The 22787-nt window shown below is 62.7% G+C and carries 21 protein-coding genes; 8 read left to right on the top strand and 13 right to left on the bottom strand.

What is annotated here, in order from left to right; genetic code table 11:
• Positions 1 to 100 precede the first annotated feature (100 nt).
• Positions 101 to 634, top strand: coding sequence for a GNAT family N-acetyltransferase (locus BVU17_07800; GenBank protein AUG47429.1), 534 nt, complete (start codon positions 101 to 103; stop codon positions 632 to 634).
• 58 nt (positions 635 to 692) lie between these two features.
• Here BVU17_07800 and BVU17_07805 read toward each other — a convergent pair whose 3' ends face one another.
• From BVU17_07805 to BVU17_07815, 3 genes are all read right to left on the bottom strand, one after another.
• Complete coding sequence (locus tag BVU17_07805) at positions 693 to 1700, bottom strand: sodium:calcium antiporter (protein AUG47430.1); 1008 nt, start codon at positions 1698 to 1700, stop codon at positions 693 to 695.
• Between the two features lie 46 nt (positions 1701 to 1746).
• Positions 1747 to 2682, bottom strand: a complete 936-nt coding sequence (locus tag BVU17_07810; GenBank protein AUG47431.1) for an adenine glycosylase — start codon at positions 2680 to 2682, stop codon at positions 1747 to 1749.
• A 114-nt stretch (positions 2683 to 2796) separates the two neighbouring features.
• Complete coding sequence (locus tag BVU17_07815; GenBank protein ID AUG47432.1) at positions 2797 to 4662, bottom strand: two-component sensor histidine kinase; 1866 nt, start codon at positions 4660 to 4662, stop codon at positions 2797 to 2799.
• 158 nt (positions 4663 to 4820) lie between these two features.
• Between BVU17_07815 and BVU17_07820 the strand changes: the two genes are divergently transcribed.
• Positions 4821 to 5147: a hypothetical protein gene (locus BVU17_07820; GenBank protein AUG47433.1), complete on the top strand. Its 327-nt coding sequence runs from the start codon at positions 4821 to 4823 to the stop codon at positions 5145 to 5147.
• Here BVU17_07820 and BVU17_07825 read toward each other — a convergent pair.
• Together BVU17_07825 and BVU17_07830 are read right to left on the bottom strand one after the other, a co-directional pair.
• Positions 5144 to 6427, bottom strand: a complete 1284-nt coding sequence (locus tag BVU17_07825) for an MgtC/SapB transporter (protein ID AUG47434.1) — start codon at positions 6425 to 6427, stop codon at positions 5144 to 5146. The two genes, BVU17_07820 and BVU17_07825, sit on opposite strands and share 4 nt — an antisense overlap.
• Positions 6428 to 6568: 141 nt before the next feature.
• Entirely contained in the window at positions 6569 to 6844 is a 276-nt protein-coding gene (locus BVU17_07830; GenBank protein AUG47435.1) for a PadR family transcriptional regulator, read from the bottom strand.
• Positions 6845 to 7750: 906 nt separating this feature from the next.
• On the opposite strand from BVU17_07830, the gene BVU17_07835 reads away from it, so the two are divergent.
• On the top strand, positions 7751 to 8470 hold the full coding sequence (locus BVU17_07835; protein ID AUG47436.1) for a hypothetical protein: 720 nt from the start codon (positions 7751 to 7753) through the stop codon (positions 8468 to 8470).
• Here the strand turns inward: BVU17_07835 and BVU17_07840 are convergent.
• The 3 genes from BVU17_07840 to BVU17_07850 form a co-directional block, all read right to left on the bottom strand.
• A complete protein-coding gene (locus BVU17_07840; GenBank protein ID AUG47437.1) occupies positions 8467 to 8952 on the bottom strand; it encodes an NUDIX hydrolase in 486 nt (161 codons plus the stop codon). The genes BVU17_07835 and BVU17_07840 overlap by 4 nt on opposite strands.
• The gene (locus BVU17_07845) at positions 8953 to 9846 is read right to left on the bottom strand and encodes a bifunctional 5,10-methylene-tetrahydrofolate dehydrogenase/5,10-methylene-tetrahydrofolate cyclohydrolase (GenBank protein AUG47438.1); all 894 of its coding nucleotides are present in this window, start codon (positions 9844 to 9846) and stop codon (positions 8953 to 8955) included. It abuts the gene before it with no gap.
• Positions 9847 to 9914: 68 nt separating this feature from the next.
• Complete coding sequence (locus tag BVU17_07850) at positions 9915 to 10469, bottom strand: hypothetical protein (GenBank protein ID AUG47439.1); 555 nt, start codon at positions 10467 to 10469, stop codon at positions 9915 to 9917.
• A 115-nt stretch (positions 10470 to 10584) separates the two neighbouring features.
• Between BVU17_07850 and BVU17_07855 the strand changes: the two genes are divergently transcribed.
• Positions 10585 to 10932 carry a hypothetical protein gene (locus BVU17_07855; protein AUG47440.1) on the top strand — a complete coding sequence of 116 codons (348 nt, stop codon included), beginning with the start codon at positions 10585 to 10587 and terminating at the stop codon, positions 10930 to 10932.
• 18 nt (positions 10933 to 10950) lie between these two features.
• Here the strand turns inward: BVU17_07855 and BVU17_07860 are convergent, their stop codons facing one another.
• A complete protein-coding gene (locus BVU17_07860; protein ID AUG47441.1) occupies positions 10951 to 12198 on the bottom strand; it encodes a serine hydroxymethyltransferase in 1248 nt (415 codons plus the stop codon).
• Positions 12199 to 12350: 152 nt separating this feature from the next.
• Here BVU17_07860 and BVU17_07865 point away from each other — a divergent pair, with 152 nt between their 5' ends.
• The 3 genes from BVU17_07865 to BVU17_07875 all read left to right on the top strand — a co-directional run bounded on the left by BVU17_07865 (position 12351) and on the right by BVU17_07875 (position 17362).
• Complete coding sequence (locus BVU17_07865; protein ID AUG47442.1) at positions 12351 to 14438, top strand: hypothetical protein; 2088 nt, start codon at positions 12351 to 12353, stop codon at positions 14436 to 14438.
• 364 nt (positions 14439 to 14802) lie between these two features.
• Positions 14803 to 15621: a hypothetical protein gene (locus tag BVU17_07870; GenBank protein ID AUG47443.1), complete on the top strand. Its 819-nt coding sequence runs from the start codon at positions 14803 to 14805 to the stop codon at positions 15619 to 15621.
• A gap of 31 nt (positions 15622 to 15652) precedes the next feature.
• On the top strand, positions 15653 to 17362 hold the full coding sequence (locus BVU17_07875) for a bacteriocin biosynthesis protein SagD (protein AUG47444.1): 1710 nt from the start codon (positions 15653 to 15655) through the stop codon (positions 17360 to 17362).
• Positions 17363 to 17406: 44 nt separating this feature from the next.
• On the opposite strand, the gene BVU17_07880 is transcribed toward BVU17_07875, so the two are convergent.
• From BVU17_07880 to BVU17_07890, 3 genes are all read right to left on the bottom strand, one after another.
• Positions 17407 to 18555 carry a hypothetical protein gene (locus BVU17_07880; protein AUG47445.1) on the bottom strand — a complete coding sequence of 383 codons (1149 nt, stop codon included), beginning with the start codon at positions 18553 to 18555 and terminating at the stop codon, positions 17407 to 17409.
• A 102-nt stretch (positions 18556 to 18657) separates the two neighbouring features.
• A complete protein-coding gene (locus BVU17_07885) occupies positions 18658 to 19497 on the bottom strand; it encodes an inositol monophosphatase (protein ID AUG47446.1) in 840 nt (279 codons plus the stop codon).
• Between the two features lie 72 nt (positions 19498 to 19569).
• Positions 19570 to 19770 carry a hypothetical protein gene (locus BVU17_07890; protein AUG47447.1) on the bottom strand — a complete coding sequence of 67 codons (201 nt, stop codon included), beginning with the start codon at positions 19768 to 19770 and terminating at the stop codon, positions 19570 to 19572.
• An 892-nt stretch (positions 19771 to 20662) separates the two neighbouring features.
• On the opposite strand from BVU17_07890, the gene BVU17_07895 reads away from it, so the two are divergent.
• On the top strand, positions 20663 to 21880 hold the full coding sequence (locus BVU17_07895; protein AUG47448.1) for a glycosyl transferase: 1218 nt from the start codon (positions 20663 to 20665) through the stop codon (positions 21878 to 21880).
• A gap of 27 nt (positions 21881 to 21907) precedes the next feature.
• Here BVU17_07895 and BVU17_07900 read toward each other — a convergent pair whose 3' ends face one another.
• Positions 21908 to 22747, bottom strand: a complete 840-nt coding sequence (locus BVU17_07900; protein ID AUG48865.1) for a hypothetical protein — start codon at positions 22745 to 22747, stop codon at positions 21908 to 21910.
• Positions 22748 to 22787: the final 40 nt, after the last annotated feature.

The raw sequence follows: 22787 nt of genomic DNA on the forward strand, positions 1-22787 counted from the left end.
AGCATCTGGCCGAGCCTCGGGTACTGCGCTGCCTGTCACGCCAGTCCATCCGGTGTAGAACCGGCTCGGAACAGCCCGTCTTTCCGTCGTCGGGAGACGCATGACGACCATCCGCCGAGCCTTCGACGCTGACGCCGACGGTATCCGCAGAGTCGCACGGGCGGCATGGCACGACGCCTACGACTCCCTGGAGTCCGAAGTCATCGACGAGACGATAGCCGACTGGTACGCCGACCCGCTGGGGAGCGCGCTGCACGGGTGGGCCGGTGGCGTCCCCGCCAACGACCTCGACGATATCGAGGCGGTGCTGCTGGTCGCCGAGCAGGACGGGGACATCGTCGGGTTCACACAGGGCATCACCATGCACACCATGGGGACGATGCTGCGGTTGTACGTCCACCCGGACCACCACGGAGAGGGCATCGGGACGGCGCTGTACGACCGGCTCGAATCGATGTTCCGGGAACACGGCGTTGAGCAGTTCCGCGCGCTCGACCTGGCCTCGAACGACCGGAGTCGGGAATTCTTCGAGAACCTCGGCTTCGAGCGGGTCGAGACGCGCACGCTCACTATCGGCGGCGACCCGTACGATGAAGCGGTCTACGCTCGCGAGCTACCGCCCGCCGACGAGTAGCCCGCGCGGCTGTGGGGATCGCGGGCCTCGACGGCGGACAAAAGCGACCCAGCGCCGCTCAGATACCGCGGACTGTCTCGATGAGGCCGACGGATTCCAGGGTCATCCAGCAGACGAACACCACGTACAGGCCGAGCAGCGTGTACGCTTCGCGGTCGGTGAGTTCGAGGTCCGTCCGCGTGAAGACGATGAACACGAGCGTCGCAAAGCCCAGAAATCCCATCGTCGGAATGGCCACGAGGAAGTCGATTGTCGCCCGCCCGGCCAGCAGGACGCCGACTGGAATCGCCACTAAGAGATTGAACGTGTTGCTCCCCAGAACGTTCGTCAGGCTCGTGACACTGTCGTCGTTTTTCGCCGCCCGGACGCTGACGAAGGCGTCGGGAAGGCTCGTGCCGGCGGCGATGACAGTCAATCCCCAGAGGAACGGCGGCGTGTCGAAGATAACACCCAGCGAGAGCGCTCCCTGGACCATCCCCTCGACGCCGACGGTGATGACGACGAGGCCGACCCCGAGCATGCCCCACTCCCGGCCCGGACGGACGCTGTGGGTCTCGTCTGCGACGTGGTCGCTCGCGTCCTGCTGGTGCAGGAAGACGTAGATGCCGTAGGTCACCAGCGGGACGACGGCGAGTGCGGGGGTCAGGACGGCCGCCTGGTTCGTCCCGCCCGGGACGTAGGTCGCCCCGAGCGCGAACACGATAAAGAGGATGAGGACGCTGATAACGTAGAACTGGGCGTCCTTGTGGACGATGTCGCGCGTCGACCGAAGTTCCTCGCTCGACAGCGCCGCGAGGGCTGGAATCACGAGCAGATTGAAGATTGCGCTTCCGACGATGGCCCCGACGCCCAGCGAGAACTCGTCGTGGATGACAGTGCTGATGACGACCGAACTGATCTCCGGAAAGCTCGATCCGACGGCGACGACGATAGCACCGTGGACCGCTACCGGCAGCCCGTAGTACTTGCTCAGTCGTTCGGCGGCCTGCTCGAAGTACCCGCTGCCTTTCCAGATGACCACGGTTGCGATGACGATGAGGGCGACCGAGCCGAGCAAGCCAACCATTGGGAACGTATTAGCCACAGGGGTTCAAGATGTATGCCACTCGCGGTCAGCGTTTGAGGCGAGCGACGACTCCATCGCCGGCCCCCTCGCACTCGACCAGCCCGTCGTCTTCGAGGTCCGACAGCAGCCCGCGGAGCCACTCCCGGCCGTACTCCCCGTCGGGAGCGTAGTCGACGCGCACGCGGGGGCCGAGGTCGTCCAGCCGCAGTTCGTCGTACTCCTTCAGCGCCGAGATGACCCGGCCCCGCATCTGTCGGCGGCTCCCCTCGAACTCGGGCTGTGTGGGCACGTCCGGCGCGGTGAAATCGCCCGTCTCGTACGCCCCGCACCACTCGCGCCAGGGGCACTCCGCGCCGTCGCAGTCGGGCGTCTTCTCGCAGGCGACCCCGCCCAGTTCCATGATGGCGTTGTTCCAGACCCGTGACTGTCCCTCCGGCATGAGCGCGCTCGCGGTCGCCTCGAATGCCGAGTCGTCGTCCGGCACGTCGAAGGCGCGGTACAGGACGCGCTTGACGTTCGTATCCACGACTGCGTTCCCGTTGTTGAACGCGAAGGAGGCGACGGCGTTGGCGGTGTAGGGGCCGACCCCCATCAGGTCGCTGAGGCCGTCCGGGTCCCGGGGCCACTCGCCGTCGTAGTCCTCGACGATTTGCCCCGCGGCCTCGTGGAGGTACTTCGCCCGGTTGTTGTACCCCAGCGAGTGACTGGTCCAGAAACCCACCACGGCAGAACGGTCGGCCGCTGCCAGCGCCGCCGCAGTCGGCCAGCGGTCAAGAAAGTCTTCCCATGCGTCGACGACCCTGTCCAGCTGGGTTTGCTGACTCATCACCTCAGAAACGAGAATCTCGTAGGGGTCTGTTGTCTCCCGCCACGGGTACGAGCGGTGATCCGCCTCGTACCACTCCACGAGCGCGTCCCGGACAGCCGACGGGTCCGTGGGCACGTCTCCCGGGCGGTCCGTCGCTGTCGACTGGTCGGTCATACCCCCGCTTGGCTCTGTCCTGATTTGTGCGTGGCGGTCGGTACCGCTCGTCTGACCGTGCGTCTGGAGAGAATCCCCTCGACAGAGAATGGAATCCTGCAATAGCCGGTGATATCAGTCGTCGGCTTCGGGTCGGCCCCACTCGAACTCGGTTCCGTACCAGTCCGGCTCGTCCTCGCTGAACACGTCCGCGAACACGAACATCGCGCCGTCGGGGTAGGTCGTATCGATGTACAGCCGCCAGCCGTGGGCCTCCGCGATTGTCTTGACGATAGAAAGGCCAAGCCCGGTCCCGTCCTCGCTCGTCGTGTGGCCGTACTCGAAGATGTTGTCGACCGCGTCAGTCGGGATTCCCGGCCCGTCGTCGGCCACATAGAATCCGTGTTCCGTCAGTCCGACCGTGACAGTCACGTCCGGGCCGACGTGGTCGATAGCGTTGCGAAACAGATTCTCGAAGGCGCGTAAGAGTCGCGTCCGGTCGGCGTCGATGGTTCGACTCCCCGTGACTTCGATGCCAGCGCTTTTGTTGTCGATGTTGTCCCACGCATCGGTGACGACGGCCTCCAGCGGAACCGGAGCGGTCTCCTCGACGCTTGCTCCCTTTCTCGTCAGCGTCAGCACGTCGTCGATTATCGACTCGATACGGTCGTGTGCGTCTTCGAGTTTCTCGATGTGGGACTGGAGGTCGGCTGCATCCGTCTCCGGATCCGACAGCCGCGTCGCAAGCAGTTCGACATGTCCCCGAGCGACCGTCAGCGGATTGCGGAGGTCGTGGCTCAGCGTCGACGCGAACTCGTCCAGCCGCTCGTTCTGCCGTTCGAGTTCGCGGCTCGACCGTTCGGCTTCCTCACGAGCCGCCTGCGCCTGTCGGATCTGGCTCCGGAGCGTATCCCGCATGTTCTCGAACGCGTCGTACAGCCGTCCGATCTCGTCCTGCCGAGTGGTCGAGATATCGACGCCGAGGTCACCCTCTTTCATCGCCTGCGTTCGGTCGCGGAGCTGTACCACTGGTCGAACCGTGTGCCGTCCGAAGAGATACCCCGCGACGCCCAGCGTGACGACTGCCGTCCCGATGACAGCGAGAAATCCCTGGCGGACAAGTCGGCTGGTCCCGTACAGCGACTCGCGCTCGGCGCTCGTCGCGACCACCCACGACGTGCCGTTGACGGGCGTGTACGCTGTGACACGGTCTTCAGTTTCGATAGTCGTCGTTCGGCCCGCTGTTGCGGCCCGGAGACCGTCCTGACTGAGCGGCGCGGAACCGTCCTGACCGTCGATAAGCGGGTCTCCGTCCCCGGTGAGCAGTCGCGTTTCAAACCCGCTGCGACCATCGTTGAACTGTCCCACCGGGACCCGCGCAACCAGAATTAGTGCCCCGTCGCCATCGGAGACGGGAGTCACAAACGCTATCGAGTGGCCGCTACCGTCCGCGTATGCCGTCGATTGCACTACTGTCTCAGTACCGGTCGTATCGTTCAACGTCGCCAGTACTGGGGACTTCCACGCGGGGTTGACCGCCCACGGAGCCCGGCCGTCTGTGCTCTGGTCAGTGCTAGCAACAACGACCTCCGAGTCGTCGACGGTGGAGACGTAGTGAAGCGACCGAACCCGTGACGACTCTGCCGTGGCTGCTGTGGTGAGGTACTGTCTGATATCTGCGGGCGTTCCAGTGTCGTACACCCCTGCAGCCGCGATAGCGATGGCATTCGTCTCGGTGGTTGTCCGCCACTGCTCGATGCTGTCGGCGCGATGCGTGGCCGACGTTTCGAGGTCCGTCGCTGCGTCGCTGACAACCCGTTTCTGTATCTGCAGGTAGCTGCCGAAGCCGACGGCTGCGAGTACGACGACGATTACTGCCAGCGCGACCGCGGATTTTGCCGCGTAGTTTCGCGCGTACACGCCCGGGAGTGCTGCGCGAAGCCGCTCTCGCAGCCCGTCGTGCTGGCCGGACCCTGCTGTCTCGTCCCCACCACCTGTCATTATCTGATCTGAACCCTTCAGTGGTCGACCGCTACCAATCGTTATGTTCAACCCATGATATAATTTATCATATGATATACTGGCGTAGACACGTGTTTTGACGGAGCGGCCTCAGACGAGTCGTAAGGGGTTTCCTCGCGCTCGACGTCTCCTTTCGTATGAGCCTCGAAGATCTGCAGGATGATATCGAAGCGGCGTACGGCGACTTCGACGACGAGTTCGAGCTGTCCATCGACCGTGAGACACGCAACGAACTCGCGATGCTGTCAGTCGCACTCGACCCAGACGATCCGGACGAACTCGTCAGGCGCGCGGTTCATATGCTGTTTCAGTCGACCGTCGACCGTGGGACACTTGATTTCCACCTCCGGTCGAGTTACGACTGCACGTACGACGAGTACCTCTCAGGGATGACCTTCGACCAGATGACCGGGAACGACTTCCCCCAGCAACAGGACAAGGACGACCGGCGCTACCAGTTTTAAATCAAGAGCCCCAGCGCCAGCACTGTTGCGACACCGAGGACGACCGAACTCCAGAATGCGACACGGGTGGCGAAGGCGCGGTTCGGTCCCGGGGCGGTCAACGCTGCTTTGATCATGATACTGGCGGCCGTCGCGATCAGGATGGCGACCATCGCCGTCGGTCCGTCGATAGCGCCGCCGCGGTACAACAACACGGCTGAGGTCGTCGCCCCGGCACTGGAAACCAGCCCGCCGAGGGCCGACGTGACGTAGAGACCTGCTGTTCCGAACTGCGTCTCTGCGAACCCGCCAGCGACTACGACCAGCAGAAATACCCCGCCAAAAGCGAGCGCATTCCGTAGAGAGAACGGGCTTTCAAGCCCCATTTCGACCGTCTCGGACCAATCTGCGGTGTATGCGGCGACAACGACACTGCCGACAATGACGGCCCCAAGCGGAACAACTGCCTCGAGTAAAACGCCGCGCTCAACGGTGAAGAACACGGTAATAAGGAGATTCCGGAGCGCCATCGCTGCGTCGGCCAGCAGAATCGCGGCAACGGCATACGAGGTTGCGTCCGGCCGCTGTCGAACGTGGTCGAGCATCGTGCCGACCACCGCCGTCGACGACGCGAGACCGCCGAAAAAGCCGGTGACGGCGATGCCGCGGCCGCCGTACGTCTGGACGATGGCGTAGTTGACGATGCCGATGCCGGCGACGAACACCACCATCAGCCAGATGACACGCAGTTCCACGGTCACGTCGACCAGTCCGCCAGGCAGTTCGACCGGTTCGGACGGAAGCAACGGGTAAATGACGAAGGCGATGATGGCGAACTCCGTCGCTGAGCGTAGTTCCTCGCGAGTGAGCCCCCACGCAAGGGAGTGGAGTTCCCGCTTGAGCACCAGTAGCAACGACGAGAAGACGGCGACCGAAACGCCTTCGAGAATGAACCCCTGTGCGACCAGTGCCCCAATGCCGTATGCGACGAGCATCGAGACAGATGTGGTCAGCGATAGCCCCTCTTCTTCCGCACTGCCGAGGAGCCCCTGCACTGCGAGCAAGATCCCCTGCACGATGACCAGGACGCCACCGACGACGAGCAGCGCCTGGCTCTCGACCAGCGTGAACACCGCAGCGAGCAGGCTAATCAGCGCGAACGTCCGAACGCCGGCCGACTTCTGTGACCACTCCCGTTCGAGCCCCAGAAACATCCCAAGCGCCCCCGCGAGCAGGATTCGAAACACTGTCGTCTGAATTGGGACCGGAGAGAGCTGCAAAAGAATCGACATAGAGCACATACGTATGACATAAGTTAACAGTTGTTGGTTCCGGGCATGTGTTTCTCGTTCGGCAGTCAGCGGTCGACCACCGGTACAAGCCAGCGATGTGTCTCGTCGCTACCCGGGAACGACAGCCTTACCAGCGGCGGTGTGACCTCGTTACAGGTCGACGTACTGGTCTTCCCACTCACGGCGGGCGTCGATTTCGCGACGCCCGCGGCGCGTGAGGGTATAGAAGTTGGTCCGGCGGTCGCGCTGGCCCTTCTCGACGAGTCCCTTGTCGACAAGCGTGTCGAGGTTCGGATACAGGCGACCGTGATGGATCTCCTTCTCGTAGTACGCTTCGAGTTCCTCCTTGATAGCTAACCCGTGGGGCTCTTCCCTGCCAGCGATCACGTAGAGCAGGTCACGCTGGAATCCTGTCAAGTCGTGCATCGATTCTCCTATGTAATGATTTAGTATCTATACTGTTAAATATATCGGCCCAGAGAATTTGATATAGTTTCGGCACCTCTAGGTGTCGAATTTTCTGTATGTAGGCCCTCAGTCATCGTTTTGTCCATACGGTAAATACAGTCAGTATATCATCATTCTCCGGAAACTGATGGCAGCCGTATTATTTGTCACTGTAGGTTACAGTTGGCAGAAACACGCCTGATTGTAGTGGAAGGAGTAGTCAACCCACCGTCACCGTGTCACATCCCAGAACGATGACCGACCTCTGACAATACGATCACATCAGCGCAGGGGAAGCACTTCGCGGCACTATTACCGGTGAGCTTGGGGTGACAGTCACGCATGGTGGTCAAGGGCGGCGTCACCGAGGTCAGCATCGAGGTTGAACTGGCGCGGCACACGCGGCGGACACACAACTGTCTATCGAGCGCGTCGTATCGCCGAGCAGTTACGTTTCAGAGACACAGAAGTCACTTGTATTAGACTGTTAGCAGCGAAGTAAGTGGAAAGCGGTCGCGAAAAACGCGACCGCTTGCCGCCCTGAATTGGTCCCCGCTGACGCTTCGGCCCTCCAAGCGAAGCGTCACTTGGTCGAATGGGGCAGAATAACTTAAAAGTACCGGCCCCGTCCAGCAGATGTTAGTTATCGAAGTAGATGTGAATGTAAGTTGTAACTAATCTAGATATGTTCCTCCTCAAGCACCCATCCGAGTGCCCGCTTGTAGTGAGTGAACATCATCCGGACCCGCTCGTGGTTCATCTCCTCGTCGTCTAGCTGTTCAACAAGGAACTCGTACTGCTCGCGGATCTCGTCTTCCGAGCGCATACGTGGGCGTAGACAGCCCGCACGGAACAATCTTGAGGGCTGCCTTCTCACTATGTCGTATGAAAGTCCGCGGGGAACGCGAGTGTCAAGACTGTGGCACGCGGTGGCGGTACTACGAGACCGGAAGCATCGCCTGTCCGGACTGTGGTAGCATCCACAGCGTCGGGATCGACGAGCACACCGAGCACACGGATACACCAACCACGCTCGACCTGACGCCGGTACGGAGCCGAATCGACGCGGACCCGACACAGGAGATCGCTGACGCGGCAGCGGAGCGGTGCCGAGAGTACACGCGCAAGCGGGGGTTCATTGACGCAGGCGAGCTTCGACAGTTTGACCGGACGTTCGTCGCCGCAGTCGAACTCCAGCACATCGGCGCACACCTCACGCGGGAGTTGCGCAGCGGCGACCCGGCCGAGCGGTACTTCTACGAACTGCTCGGCGGGGCTGACGACGGCAATCGTCCGGCCGTCGAAGACGTCCCGTCGGCGCTTCGCGTGCCGTACGGTTTAGCGATGGCGGCCGCTGTCGACAGCTATCAGCGGGACGTACGGACGTATCTGGACGCTCACCCGGACCCCACAGCACGACAGCTCTCCGGGCGGATTCGCGACCACCGAAAGCGGGTCGAGGCGCTGGACGGCGACGTCGACTCCGCGGACGCCAACCGTCTCGTTCACGCGGCCCGGGACCTGGGGTCGTACATCACCGGTGACGAGAGCGCCTTCGTCAGGGCCGAGAACTGGCTCGCTGGAATCGAGGACGACACCGTCTAACCCCTGAGTCGCCGGAGCAGCGGCTCGTCTAGGCAGTCCGACGGCACCGACCTCTTCCACGCCGCGGTCTCGATGCCCTCGTCGTCGAGCCCCGGGTCCGACGCGAGCGCCGTCGACGCGGGCGTGCCGCGGTAGGTCCCGAAGAAGAACGTCGCCTCGCGCCCGCCGTCAGTCACTGTGACCTCGGTGACGGCGGCCAGTCCGTCGACGGCGATGTCCACCCCGGTCTCCTCGCGCACCTCGCGGCGCACGGCCGCTCGGCGGGTCTCGCTGGCCTCGACGCCGCCGCCCGGGAGCTTCCACGTGTCGTCCTCGTAGACGAACAGCACGCGGTCGTCGGGGTCGGTGACGAGCGCACCCACTGCCCAGTGGCGGCCGCGCTCGGCGCGGGCCCGGACCGCATCGACGCTCGCCGCGTCGGTCTCGCGGGTCACACGCCGGGTGAGCACGTCACGGTTCCGGAAGGCCGCGAGCGCCGGCATTCAGGGGAGGTCGACGTCGATGTCGTGTTGCAGGCCCGTCGCTTTGACCGTGTTGTACAGCAACATCGCGCGGGTCATCGGGCCGACGCCGCCGGGGACCGGCGTGATTGCGCCAGCGACCTCCTTCGCGCTCTCGTACTCGACATCGCCGACGAGTTCGTACCCCTTCTCTGTGTCGGCGTCGACGCGGTTGATACCCACGTCGATGACCGTCGCGCCCTCCTGAATCATCTCGCCGTCTATCATCTCCGGGACGCCGGCCGCGGCGACGAGGATGTCCGCGTTTCGCGTCCGCTCGGCGAGGTCGTCGGTCCGGGAGTGACACACCGTCGTCGTCGCGTTGCCACCCGGGGCTTTCTGGATGAACAGGTTCGCCATCGGCTTGCCGACGATGTCCGACCGGCCGACGACGACGGCGTCCTTGCCCTCGGTGTCGACGCCGGCGCTCTCGATGAGCTTCTGGACGCCGTGGGGCGTGCAGGGCTTGTAGCGGGCGTCGCCGGCGACAAGTCGGCCAACGTTCTCCGGGTGGAAGCCGTCGACGTCTTTCATCGGGTTGATAGCCCGGAGGACCTCCCTATCCTCGACGTGGTCGGGGACGGGCATCTGGACCAGAATGCCGTTGACATCGTCGTCGGCGTTGAGGTCCTCGATTGTGTCGTACAGTTCGGCGGCGTCCGAGTCGGGGTCGATGTCAATGTCGATGGCCTCGATACCGACCTCTTCGCAGTCGTCCTGTTTCATCGAGACGTACGTCTCACTGGCCGGGTCCTCGGACATCAGCACCGTCGCTAGCGACGGACGGTGGCCGGCGTCGGCGAGGCGGTCGATAGACGCGACCAGGTCGTCCCGAATCGACTGTGCGACGGCGTTGCCGTCGATAATCTCTGTCATTAGGTACAACGGCGGCACGGGGCGGTATGAACGTCCCGGATTTCGGCCAGCCGCCACAGCGACCCTGCTCAGGGACAGTCCGACTCGGCGACCGACTTCCGCTCGGCCCCCTGCCGGATGGCCCGTGTCGCGCCGTCCGGGACAGCCACCGTCATCGCCTGCCCGCCGTAACCGTGGGTCTGGTCGTGGCCCCGGACCACCACGCATGCGACATCGCCGGGAACCGCAATCGTCTCCGAACGGGTGAACGGAGCCGTCGAGTGAGCGTGCAGGAGGTCCCGGCGGCCGAGTCGGTCTCCGGCCAGCGTCTCGACCTGCCACCAGTCCGCGTAGCCGTCCTCGCCGTCGTCGTCGTGATACAGCGTCACGTCGAACCGATAGTCCTGCCCCCCGCTGTTCGTCACGGCCACGTCGGTCACGTTCGCTTCACGCAGGTCTAGGTCAGAATGCTCGGTTCCCTCCGTCGGGGTCAGAGCGGTCGTCGTCGGTTCCGTAGGCGGCGTCGTCCCGGTTTCGGACGGCTGCGAGTCTGGGCCAGAGCCGCTGTCACAGCCGGCGAGCGCGGTAACTGCCGCCACGCCCGCAGTCAGGACCGCGCGACGCGTCCTGTCGGTCTCGGTCACGCTGAACGCAACGGTGAGTGTGGTGAAAAAACAGCGGGCACGCCGGAGTGCTCGGACGAGCGCGTCGTCGGTAATCAGGGTATACGTTCATGCTGTCAGCCATCCATTGTGTCTCATGGTTGTCAGACGCCTCTTGGGCCTGCTCGTCAGCGAAACGAACAGAGGATCGAGCCGAAAAATCGGACGAATCCGGCACAATGCCGTCGAAATCGTCACCCGTCCGTTTCGGATGCTCTACTCTATCGTGTTCATGACGGTCCTGTTTGGCGTTCTCTACACGATATTCTACGACAGCGGAGCGGTCGCCGCCGTCAACGCCGCGGAAGGGGACGCGGTCGGGATGGCACTGGCGTTCCTGCCGCCGCTACCCATCCTCGCGCTTATCGCCGTCGCGATGGCGGTTCTGGTCCCGCTCACGATGCTGTTCAGGGACGTCAGTGACGAAAGCCGGTACCGCCGGTAAAACGACGGTCGGGACCGCTCAGTCGTACAGCGTGTACTCGTCGGTCATCTCGTCCACACGGTCGCTGACTTCCGCGACGACATCGTCGTCGTGGGGGGCGTCGACGACCTTGTAGATGAGGTCTGCGACTTCGCGGCAGGCGTCCTCGTCGAAGCCGCGGGTGGTGAGCCCGGGCGTGCCGGCGCGGATGCCCGAGGGGTTGAACGCCGAGCGGGTCTCGCCCGGAACGGTGTTGGCGTTGAGGACAATGCCGGCTTCCTCCAGCGCTTCCTCGACTTCCTTGCCAGTGGTGTCGGGATGGGAAGGTCGGAGGTCAATGAGTACGAGATGGTTGTCCGTGCCGCCCGAGACCAGCGAGAGGCCGTGCTCTTTGAGTCGGTCGCCGAGCGCGATGGCGTTGTCGACGGTCTGCTGGGCGTACTGCTCGAACTCGGGGGCCAGCGCCTCGCCGAAGCCGACAGCCTTGCCGGCGACGTTGTGCATCAGCGGGCCGCCCTGAGAGCCGGGGAAGACGGCGGCGTCGATGTCGTCGGCGTACTCCTCGTCGCACATGATGATGCCACCGCGGCCGGCGCGGATGGTCTTGTGCGTCGATCCCGTGACGAAGTCTGCGACGCCGACCGGCGACTCATGGACGCCGGCAGCGACGAGACCGGTGATGTGGGCGATGTCCGCAAGGTGGTAGGCGTCGACCGCATCGGCGGCCTCCTGAATCCGCTCGAAGTCGACCTCCCGGGGATACGCGGAGTAGCCCGAAACGATGATGTCCGGCTCGAACTCCTCTGCGTGGTCGCGGAGACCCTCGTAGTCGATGTAGCCGGTTTCCTCGTCGACCTTGTACTGCTCGACCTCGTACACCTGACCGGCGAAGTTCGCCGGGTGGCCGTGCGAGAGGTGGCCGCCGTGAGTCAGGTCGAGCGAGAGAATCTTGTCGCCGGGTTCGAGGACGCCGAGATAGACGCCCATGTTGGCCTGCGAACCGGAGTGTGGCTGGACGTTGACGTGGTCCGCACCCCACAGTTCCTTCGCGCGGTCGATAGCGAGTTCCTCGACGTCGTCGGCGTACTCACAGCCGCCGTAGTAGCGCTCGCCGGGATAGCCCTCGGCGTACTTGTTCGTCAACTCGGAGCTCTGTGCCTCCATCACAGCCTCGCTGACGTGGTTCTCGCTGGCGATCATCGCCAGCGTGTCGTTTTGCCGGCCCCGTTCGCCCTCCAGAGCGTCCGCGACTGCCGGGTCCGCTTCCCGGACGGTTTCGTAGCTCATGTATCCGAGTCAGGACCGATACGACAATAATCTACCCTTTGGTCCCCGCGTGTGTGACAGTCTTATTCCGCGTCCGGTGCTGAATATGGTTGGCGATGAGGCCGTGCTGACAACCGTACGTATATATCAGATGACGTTCCACATATTCACATATGGTCACCTGGGGGGTGGCAGGCGAGCGGGTGGGCCGGGACGGCGGTGAAACGCTGGACTGGGATGGGGAAACGGTCGACCCGACCGCACTGGTGCACCAATTACACGATCGAGAAGTCACAGACGGCGAACAGTTGCCACACACTGTCGACGACTGTTACAGTGGGTCCGTCACCGAGTTGGCGCTGCCGGCAGTGGATGCCACGGTAACCCGAGTCGGCACTGACACGGATGCTGAGACGGTTGATTCACCGACGACGCTTGAGACAGGAGAGTACCTGTTGACGATGCAGGCCCGTGCTTCGGATAGTGGCCAGGAGTCGCCGCTTGGCATCGTCGACGACATTCGGATCCACGTCCGCTTCGACGGTCCGGCGTCGCTCCACTCGGCCGGTGTTACCACTGTGCTTGCCTTCCGGGAACCGACCAGTATAACCGTCGGGTTCGTCTGGGAAACGAACGCAGAGCGGCCGCACCTGCAGGTCCCTGCGACGCCCGCAGGCCTTGCAACGGCGGTCACCCATCTGGGCGGGGCCCATCACACGATGCAGCCGTCCCGCTCGCACCCAGAACTCCGCGGACACCCGCCAATAGTCACGACCGGTGAAACGACCCGTATTCCCGAAACGGTTCGACAGAACCGTCCCGAAACCGGAATCACACTCTATGTTCCGGAGTGCGAGGCGGAGCTGCTCGTCAGCGCACCGCTAGCCTACTATCTCGGGGCGGACGTGGTGGTTGAGTCACGGGATACCGCGCTGTTGACGGCCGAAGGCACGTCTGTGAACCTCTCCTTTGACGCCTGGCCGTCGTTACAGGCCGGCGTCGCGGCGCTACTCCGCAAGGTGTTCTACCTCGACTGTCAGGTCAGACGCGTCGACCCGGCAGAGAGCGGCCCCCGTATCACGTCGGCGCTCTCACTCGACGCGGAGACGCTTCGGTCGCTGTCGCCAGCTGGGCGGCTCGAGCGATACATCGAGGTCTCCGACGAGGCCGTGCGCTCGATCCTGCCTGAATGGCCCCTTTCGACGTACGTCTCGCCGAAACCGGAACGGGTCCGCTGTCTCCCGTTCCTGCTCGACCGGCTCAGCCTCATCTACCTGCCGGACAGTTCCCGGCTCGACCGGGGAGAGCTTCTCGACAGGACGCTGGCGGATTCGTATCTGAGTCGTGGGTCAGCCGAGCGTCCGCCGGTTATCGAGCCGAATCTGCGCGAAGGGCAGTTGCACTCGTGGCTCGCGCCAGGGAACCCGATAGACGCGTGCAAAACGCCAGCGGAGGCGTACCTCAACCGCTACCGGATTCAGAACCGGGATGCCGACAGTCAACGGGTCGCGGTCGTCCTCAACGATGAGGAGATGGCCGACGAGCACACGGAAGTCACAGAAATATACCGGGCAGCGGACCTACCAATGGACGTCCAGGTCAGCAAGCTGCTGTCGGTCAACGAGCTGGCCGACGTGTTCCGACAGCCGGCCGATTTCGTCCACTTCATCGGCCACTGCGACGAGGAGGGACTGCGCTGTCCCGACGGTAACCTGGCACTGGCATCGCTATCAGAGGCCCGAACACAGACGTTCTTCCTGAACGCCTGTGGCTCCTACGATGAAGGGCTTGACCTTGTCAAACAGGGCGCGGTCGCCGGCGCGGTGACACTTACCGACGTGTTGGACAAGCACGCCGCCCTAGTCGGGACGGCCTTCGCACGGTTGCTCAGCAACGGATTCAGCATCCAGCGTGCGCTGGAACTCGCCCGTCGGCGGATAATGATGTGCAAGGACTACGCGGTCGTCGGCGACGGGACCTACTCAATCGTTCCCAATCCTGCACACCCAGCGGTCGTCTGGCTCTCCGAAGGGGAGACAGGCTTCGACGTAGAGTGTACGGTCGTGTCCCCGGAACGGCCCGGTGAGAGCTACCGGCTACCGTTCGACGACAGCGCCGCCCTGAACGGCGAGCAGACGAGCCATTCGCTCAGCGTTTCCGAGTTGGCCGACACGCTGAGCCAGACGTCACTGCCTGTCATCTATGACGGGGAGTTTCACTGGTCCGACGACCTGGCCGCGCGCCTCCGGACGGATTTCTGACGGAACCCCACACTGCCGGGCTCCGAAAGCGAAACCGAGGCGGCTGCAACCGGTTCAGCGTCCGGTCATCAAGTAGTCACAGTAGGTCGCTACTTTGTATTCACTTTGCGTATTAGATACTGTGCTGAAATCGCGGGTTTGCAGAACGGAAAGCAGAGAGACAGCCATTTGTTCTACCGGTTTCATGCGAAATCGACGCTCAGAATCGGTGGTTCAGTCCGTGAGGCGAGCGGCTTCTGCTTAGGACAGTTGACCAATATTTTATCGCCTCTTACCAGTGTGTGTTGTCTGATTGTTAGCGAAATCAACACAGTATGGCCGGTAAAATTAAATATACTAATGCACTAGATACTGCCAAGGGACAATGACCGAAAATCTCCTGCAAGACGACGTCGGTTCTATGTTGACCACGGTGTTTGGGGCAACTGACGAGCCGGTGTACGTCGTGAACCCGTCGCGGCGGAGCATCTCGGAGCTTGTATCGACACTGGACGCGGACTCGGACGCCCCCGAAGTTCGGCTGCTGGCCGACGAGCGGGCACTGAAAGATGTCATGGACGACTTCCTCGTTGCGAGCACCGCGGCCGACCTCATCGACGAGGAGCGGCTCACGATGCGACTGCTCGACGACGTGCCGAACCACTCGGTTGCGGTGACTGTCGATACGGTGTATGCGCTCGTGACGATCAGCGACACGGTCGGCGGTCTCGGGACCGACGACGCGGCGTTCGTGGACAACGCCTACGACTACTACGACTCGACTTGGGAAGACGCCGACGAGTACTCGCTCCGGACGCCGCCGCTCAACCGCGTCCAGAGCACGCTGGAATCCGACATCGGCCCGGAAACCGCGTCGGACTTCAACGACGTTCTCAGCTCTCTGTCGACGGCCCGCGGCGATGGTGACGGGCTTGATGAGGTCACCATCAGTCTGCTCGTGGCTGCCCGAAACGGCGAACTCCTGTACGACATCAGCAAATGGGGCGAGGATGTCGGGCTGGCGAGCAAGGCGACGTTCTCGCGGACGAAGACGAAACTCGAAGACATGAACCTCATCGACACTGAGAAGGTCCCGATCGACGTGGGCCGACCGCGGCTCCGCCTGATGCTCGGTGACGACCGGCTCAAAGACGCCGACCCGGACGAACTGGCGTCCGTGGCCCAGTCCATCCTCGCCGCGTAGGTTTTTCTCCCTTCACCACGAGGGCTTCGGCATGCGAACTGTCGAAGTTGTCGGGCGTGGACCGGCCGTCGATGCACTCACTGCGTTTCTCGCTGATATCGACGTTTCAGTAGCACAGCCGCCGACACCGGCGGACAGCGGTGGCGATCTCGCCGTCGTAGTCGATACCGTCGGGTCAGAGACGTTTGCGGCGTGGAACGGCCGAGCGAACGGCGATGGCATTCCGTGGGTCGCCGTCGAACTGGGCGGCATCGGCGGCGTCCCGGTGACTGACGCCGCGGTCAGCGGGTTCGGACCCGAGACGGGCTGTTTCGACTGTCTCCGGGCTCGGGTCGAGGCTTCAGTCGATGACACCGAGGAGATCACAGAAGCCCCGGCTGCGGCCACGCAACGATTCGCGGGAGCGTTGGCCGGCCGACTGGTCTCCCGGTTTCTCGACGGGGACGCTGCCCTCTTTGGGACGGTCACGGAACTCCCACATACGCAGCGGCGGTTCCTGCCGGTCCCGGGCTGTGACTGTGGCGAGACGCCGAGCCGCACCCTTGACGACGGTCGCCGGACAGCCCCGGACAGCGAGGCGCTCTCACGGGCGGAACTGGGCCTCGACGAGCGGGTTGGTATCGCCACGGAAGTCGGCGAGGTCGAGTCGTTCCCGGCTCCGTACTACCTGTCGACGCTCGCCGACACCACCGGATTCAGCGACGTGTCGGCCGCCGCCAAGGCCGCCGGTGTCGCTATCGACTGGGATACAGCCTTCATGAAAGCGCTCGGCGAGAACTACGAGCGGTACGCAGCCGGCGTCTACAGAGACGGGACGCTGCAACGCGGGACCGTCACCGATGTTCCGGATGCCGTCACACCCGATGCGTTCGTGAGGGACGAATCCGAGTGGGACGACTCGACGGCACTCCGCTGGGTCCCGGCGAAAAATCTACTGACCGATGACCGTCGGTCGCTGCCCGCCGAAACCGTCCACTATCCGCCGCCATCGGACGCTGTCAGGCCGGCAACGACGACCGGGCTCGGACTCGGAAACACCGTCACCGAGGCGTTACTGACCGGGCTGTACGAGGTCATCGAGCGTGACGCCGCGATGCTGTCGTGGTACTCGACCTTCGAGCCACTCCGGGTGGTTGTCGAGGACCACGAGCAGTACGACACGCTCCAACGGCGCGCGACATCTGAGGGGCTCGACGTGACGGCGCTGTTGCTGACACAGGACGTGGACGTGCCAGTCATCACTGTCGCGCTGGAACAGGACGAATGGCCGCGCTTCGCGCTCGGGACCGACGCAGATCTGGACCCGGGCGCGGCCGCCATCGGCGCGCTGGAGGAGGCGCTCCAGAACTGGATGGAACTCGACAGCATGGGGCCAGAGGCGGCCATGGACGCACAGGGCGCAATCGGACGCTACGCCGAATCACCCGGCGAGGCCGCCGACCTGACGGCCACCGAGACGGCGGTCCCGCTGGACTCGCTCGGCCCCGATGCAGACCTCTCCGGTGAGGCGGAGCTAGAGACACTGTGTGACCGGTCGGCGGATGCGGGGCTCACGCCACACGGGGCACGGCTGACAACGCGCGATCTCGAACAGCTCGGGTTCGAGGCAGTCCGCGTCGTCTGTCCGTCGGCCCAACCGCTGTTCTTCGGTGATTCGTTCTTCGGCCAGCGGGCCGAAGCTGTGCCGGCCGAGTTGGGCTTCGAGCCGCGGCTCGACAGGGAGCAGCATCCGTTTCCGTAGCGCCGACGCAACGAGAGGCGGAGTCGAATAGCCGAAGTCCGTAATCAGATGCCAAACGTCGCCCGCAGCATATCCCGCGTCCCCGGCCCCAGACCGACCGCGGTGACGGCGATGAGCAACAGGAGCGCGTACCGCGGGCTATCGTCGATGAACTCCTGATTGAACAGCGAGACGACCAGCGAAGCGACGGCGAGCTTGACGATCAGGAACGGCCACGACGTGCCGATGGCGGCCGAGAGGCCGGCCGGCTGGAGCGCCTCGGTGGCTTCGATGATGAACTCGTTGGCCGGGTGTTTCGGATAGTACGTCAGTGGGACGTTGAGGGCGTCGAGCCAGTCGGCCAGCAAGACGTTCGCGACGCCGTCGATTGCGTGGCCCCAGATGACGAGCAGACCGATATAGCCAGTTCCGTCGTTCAGCGCCGGGCGGTAGGACTCGAACAGGCGGTACAGACCGTACGACAGCGCTGACGCCAGCACGACAGTCGTGATAAGGACTGACGGATACAGCGTCGCATACTCACGAGTAAGGGCGACAACCGTGAGATACAGAAGGGTCACGGCGACGAACGCTCCGCCGATAGCGCCGGTCGTCCGGTAGTAGCTATCGATGACGCCACGCTGTTCGAGGTCCACGCAGGCGACGAGGACGAGCAACGTCAGCAGGAACACCGTCCCGTAGATGACGGGACTGATGATGAGCGAACTCAGCGGGTACTCGACGATGGGTGTGACCCCGGCGTCGACCGCGCGATCGGTCGCGTCCTCGACGGTCCGCAACGCGCCGCCAAGCAGCATGAACGGCACGAACGCGAAGTAGAGCTTCGGGTCTTCGGCGATGTCCAGTCGCTCGAGGAGGAAGTAGACGCCGACGAGCATGTACACCAGAATCAGCATGTAGCCGACCTCGGAGACGATAGTGTACCCCGGCTCAGCGATGAGCCGCCCATCCTGAATAGCCGCCCTACAGCCATCGTACAGCGGTTGTGGGCCGGATGCAGTCATTTCGGCACAGCTGGCCGACTTGGCGTCGGCGTACACTGGGCCCCAGAAGTACTGCCAGAGGAACCGATCCCAGACGGCCTGTGGAGCGGCCATAACGGCCCCAACCGCAACGAGGAGGACTGCAACGAAAGAGCCCACCCAGAGCTGGCCGGGCCCGTACTCATCGACGGCTCGCTCGAACGTTTCCATGGCCGAGTGACCGGTGGCAGGCGGTTTCAGCGTTCCGGTCCAGTGTGCGTGGAGCGAAAGTCCGCGAGCCAGACGCGGCGGGGTTTGGATGTGAAAGTGAGTTTACTCTCCCCTGAGCGCCTCGTTGCCGGCCGCTACGAATGCCTCGTGAGCCTCGCCGTTGGAAGCGACGACAGAGTCGCTGTCGTGAGTCCAAGGCTCGCCATCGAGGTCAGTGACTGTGCCGCCAGCCTGTCGAACCATATGGACGCCGGCGAGCGTATCCCAGGGTGCCATCGGGCGCGTGCAAACGAGTCCCTCAAGTGCCCCGTCGGCAACGTGGGCCAGCGTTGCCTGGAACGACCCCAGGCGCCGGATGTCACCGAATCGGTCGCCGACAGCACTACACAGCCGACCGAACTCGTCCCGGTCATCGCGGTCCCACCAGCCGACGGGGGCCACCGCAAACGTCTCCGGGTCGGTTCGTCCACTTACCGAGAGTTCAGTCCCGTCTCGCGTCACATTTTCAGGGCCGGCCGCATAGAGGTCACCATACGAGGGGAGATAGATCACCGATGCGACCGGGTCGCCATCGACGACCGCACTGACAGCGGTCCCCCACAGGCGCATTCCGCGGACGTAGTTTGCCGTCCCGTCGATCGGATCGATTACCCACACAGAGCCGTTACGTGGGATGTTGTCGACTGCTTCGGGTTCGTAGTCGGCCTCCGGCCCGGCTCGCGGCGAGAGGGCTTCCTCACAGAGGAATCGGTCGCCGGGAAACGCTTCCAGAACAGTGGCGACGACCTGTCGCTGGGCGTCGCGGTCCGTCTCCGTCACGAGATCGTTTTTGTTGGCCTTCGACTCAACGTTGAGGTCGCCCCGGAACTGCTCCCGGGCTACGACACCGCCAGACCGGGCCGCTCGCTCGGCGACCGCCGCCCGGTGGCTTGCATCTGTCATACCTGACGGTGGACCGCCCTCATTCAAACCGTCTCGCCTTCCAGCAAAACAGGGCCGACCACCGGCGATGGATTACTCCTCCTCGACAGCCTCGTCAACAGCGTCGAGAATTGCCTCAGCGATGTCCCGCGCTTCGTTGGGTGTGTACAGGACCTGGTTCCCTAGTGACTGTTCAATACGGACGTAGCCGTCATCGTCCTCAATGGAGAAAAACGCCGTATTCTCCAGCGGTGGCACGTGCAGGCTGGCCCCCTCGGACTGGTCTGTGGCCATGTTACTTCTTAACACATAGGGTGGCTTAAATCTACGGCCCAGAACAACAACACCCCCTCCAGTTACAGAAATTAATAATCAGACCCAAATGACTTAGACTCATGCCGAGAATTCATAGCTATGGCATCGCTACGCGGGGCGCTCCGGTTCAGTAAGGACATCTCAGTTATCATGCTTTTAGGAGCTGTTTACGTCCTTGGATTAAGCGTCGCAACGCTGCTCAGCGCATTGGAGAACCGGCTGCCACGAGTACACGCTGTTGGCGGCGAAATCCGGAGTCGACTTCGCCGCCCAGTGTGAGACACCCCGGTAACCGAGTCGCCCCGGGGCAGTCAGCTGGCACACGGCATCAGGGCGTTTCCGAAGCGTATCAATCAGATTCGACGAATTCCAGCGACCGTAGGCGATAGTCGAGGCCCTCACACCTGTCTTTAAGCATCAATTCCGGCGTACTGCGACTCTTCCCATCGTGGCATCCTGCTAGTAGCTAGTTCATATTGTCTGATATATCTGCAACTAAAGCACGCCACTGATACAGGATACTAATCTGATAAATGCATGATTCGCAACGTACATTAGTGCCTGAATAGTGTGCCTTACTGATAGGTGCTCACTACACAATACCGTCATGGCGCGAAGAAATTCTGGCCAATCAGGGAGATGTGAGCGGTTTCGTGCTAACTATTGTTATTAATTATGAATTACCGCACCCAACAGCTTTATTATATGTTGCTTTGACATGACATCCTGTGTGGGAACTATGCGGTACCTATCAGAACTTAACCATTGACATCAGATAAAATGGGGCCTACTAGTCGTATTCGCAGAAAGCCGACCAGGGGAGTGGAGAGTGCATGCTACTAGACGCACCAGTTTCAGCCGAGGTACGGGAATGACAATACAAGCAAACCAGGCAAATCAAGCGGACAAACAGGGGATTGCAGCCAAGACTGCAGACGAGTTTCTCGTCACGCCAGAGAGTGAAGTCACGCCGGTTTTGAGCGTCGTGATGCCGACTCTCAACGAAGAGCAAGGAATCGTCGAGTGTATCGCCCGGATCAAAACAGCGGTCTCCGAGTTGCGCGTCCCGACTGAGATTATCGTCAGCGACAGTTCGACCGACGCGACACCGGAGTTAGCCCGCGAGCGAGGGGCGACAGTCGTGACCCCCGATGAACCGGGCTATGGCTATGCGTATCGCTATGCGTTCGGCAAGGCGCGGGGAGAGTACATCGCGATGGGCGATGCTGACACGACGTACGATTTCGAGATGATTCCGCAGCTTCTCGATCCCGTGAAGAACGGCGACGCGGATATCTGTATGGGGAGTCGACTTGAGGGAGAGATTCGGGACGGTTCGATGCCGCCGCTACACAAATACGTCGGCAATCCACTGTTGACACGATTCCTGAACACGTTTTACGGGGCCGGTGTAAGCGACGCCCACAGCGGGTTCCGCGTGTTCACCAAGGACGCGCTCGAAACGCTAGAGCTAGAGACGACCGGCATGGAGTTCGCCAGCGAGATGATTATGGAAGCCGGCGCGAACGACCTCACCATCGAGGAGGTCCCGATTATCTACCACGAGCGTGAAGGCGAGGAAACGCTCGACAGTTTCAGTGACGGCTGGCGACACGTCCGTTTCATGCTCGTGAACGCGCCTGAGTACCTGTTCTCGTATCCGGCCCTGCTGCTCGTCTCTGCCGGGGCACTGTTGATGTCACTGTCAATCGCCCAGCTGTCGATCAGTGGCGTCAACTTCGGGATACAGACGATGGTGGGCGGGTCGCTGCTGGCAATCGTCGGGTATCAGGTCTGGACGCTCGCACTGTTCAGCTCCATTGCCGCGAACCCGATAAACAAACCCGATGGTGTACTCGTCGGGATGGTACGGGAGCAGTTCCAGTTGGAACACGGCGCGTCCATCGGCATTCTCGCGGCTGCAGTCGGGATTCTGTACCTCGGGAGCGTGTTCGGACAGTGGCTGCTCGCCGGCGAGACGGCGTTGCCGTCAGCCACAGCGACCCTGCTGGCCTCGACAGTCGTAGTACTCGGACTACAGACCGTGTTCGGGTCGTTCTTCATGAGTATGCTCGCAGACAGCAGCTAACCGTCGGTTATCCCTTTTTCGAACGAATCAGGCCCGCGTACATCTGCTAGAGCACGCGTTCTCCGCACACGCAACGTCGGGCTGTGTTCGGTTCTCGGCAACGAACTGCCACTCGTTTCGGCCCACGCTGTCGGTACCGTTCGAATAGGTGAGCTGTCTGTACAGCCCGTTGTAGTTCATCACGCTATCGTACTCTGTCTGGGAGTAGCGCTCCTCGTCAATGCCGTCCTGATGGGCGTCGAGGCCCATCGCGTGCCCGAATTCGTGCATGAACAGCGAAGCGGTGAGTTTCGTCGAATCGAACCGCTCCATCGCCGCGACCTCAGGTCGTCCCGCACCGACGAAGTAGTCGTCCCCGTTGTAGGCGACATCGTCGGTGAGCAGGACATAGTAATAGCCGTCAGACCGGTGCTGCGAGTGGTTGGCCCGGAAGTCATAGATGTCGTTTCCGGCCCCAGCGCGGGATTTCGAGTAAACCGTCCCGTTGGCCGAGAGGTTCGTGTCGTCCGTGACGAGATGGATATCGATTCCAGTGGAGCCGTCGGGGTTCGAAACAGGTGCCTTCTCGAACGTCTCGACGATGGACGTCTGGACCGGCTCGCTGAGCGTCGTTGACTCCGTGGAATCAACCTCCACGTAGATGTCCGTTCGGAGCGGGTCCGCATCGGGAATCGCCTGTTCACAGCGGACTTCCATGCCGTCCGGATAGCCGTCGCCGTCCGTGTCCGCACTGGTCGGGTCGGTATCGTAAACGGACCGCTCTAGCGAATCGGATAACCCGTCTCCGTCTGTATCAGTGGCATTCGGGTCGGCCTGTATCTGCTGCGCGCTTGGCGTATTGGCCCCACCACCGCTAGCAGTGTTCACTTGCGGCGGCCCCCCGGCGGCTGGAAGCACGACACCAGCG

The sequence above is a fragment of the Haloarcula taiwanensis genome, assembly GCA_002844335.1.
Classification (GTDB): Archaea; Halobacteriota; Halobacteria; order Halobacteriales; family Haloarculaceae; genus Haloarcula; species Haloarcula taiwanensis.

Coding starts and splice junctions, on each gene's coding strand:
- BVU17_07800 (AUG47429.1), top strand. CDS start 101: ATGACGACCATCCGCCGAGCCTTCGACGCTGACGCCGACGGTATCCGC.
- BVU17_07805 (AUG47430.1), bottom strand. CDS start 1,700: ATGGTTGGCTTGCTCGGCTCGGTCGCCCTCATCGTCATCGCAACCGTG.
- BVU17_07810 (AUG47431.1), bottom strand. CDS start 2,682: ATGACCGACCAGTCGACAGCGACGGACCGCCCGGGAGACGTGCCCACG.
- BVU17_07815 (AUG47432.1), bottom strand. CDS start 4,662: ATGACAGGTGGTGGGGACGAGACAGCAGGGTCCGGCCAGCACGACGGG.
- BVU17_07820 (AUG47433.1), top strand. CDS start 4,821: ATGAGCCTCGAAGATCTGCAGGATGATATCGAAGCGGCGTACGGCGAC.
- BVU17_07825 (AUG47434.1), bottom strand. CDS start 6,427: ATGTGCTCTATGTCGATTCTTTTGCAGCTCTCTCCGGTCCCAATTCAG.
- BVU17_07830 (AUG47435.1), bottom strand. CDS start 6,844: ATGCACGACTTGACAGGATTCCAGCGTGACCTGCTCTACGTGATCGCT.
- BVU17_07835 (AUG47436.1), top strand. CDS start 7,751: ATGAAAGTCCGCGGGGAACGCGAGTGTCAAGACTGTGGCACGCGGTGG.
- BVU17_07840 (AUG47437.1), bottom strand. CDS start 8,952: ATGCCGGCGCTCGCGGCCTTCCGGAACCGTGACGTGCTCACCCGGCGT.
- BVU17_07845 (AUG47438.1), bottom strand. CDS start 9,846: ATGACAGAGATTATCGACGGCAACGCCGTCGCACAGTCGATTCGGGAC.
- BVU17_07855 (AUG47440.1), top strand. CDS start 10,585: ATGGTTGTCAGACGCCTCTTGGGCCTGCTCGTCAGCGAAACGAACAGA.
- BVU17_07860 (AUG47441.1), bottom strand. CDS start 12,198: ATGAGCTACGAAACCGTCCGGGAAGCGGACCCGGCAGTCGCGGACGCT.
- BVU17_07865 (AUG47442.1), top strand. CDS start 12,351: ATGGTCACCTGGGGGGTGGCAGGCGAGCGGGTGGGCCGGGACGGCGGT.
- BVU17_07870 (AUG47443.1), top strand. CDS start 14,803: ATGACCGAAAATCTCCTGCAAGACGACGTCGGTTCTATGTTGACCACG.
- BVU17_07875 (AUG47444.1), top strand. CDS start 15,653: ATGCGAACTGTCGAAGTTGTCGGGCGTGGACCGGCCGTCGATGCACTC.
- BVU17_07880 (AUG47445.1), bottom strand. CDS start 18,555: ATGGAAACGTTCGAGCGAGCCGTCGATGAGTACGGGCCCGGCCAGCTC.
- BVU17_07885 (AUG47446.1), bottom strand. CDS start 19,497: ATGACAGATGCAAGCCACCGGGCGGCGGTCGCCGAGCGAGCGGCCCGG.
- BVU17_07890 (AUG47447.1), bottom strand. CDS start 19,770: ATGGCCACAGACCAGTCCGAGGGGGCCAGCCTGCACGTGCCACCGCTG.
- BVU17_07895 (AUG47448.1), top strand. CDS start 20,663: ATGACAATACAAGCAAACCAGGCAAATCAAGCGGACAAACAGGGGATT.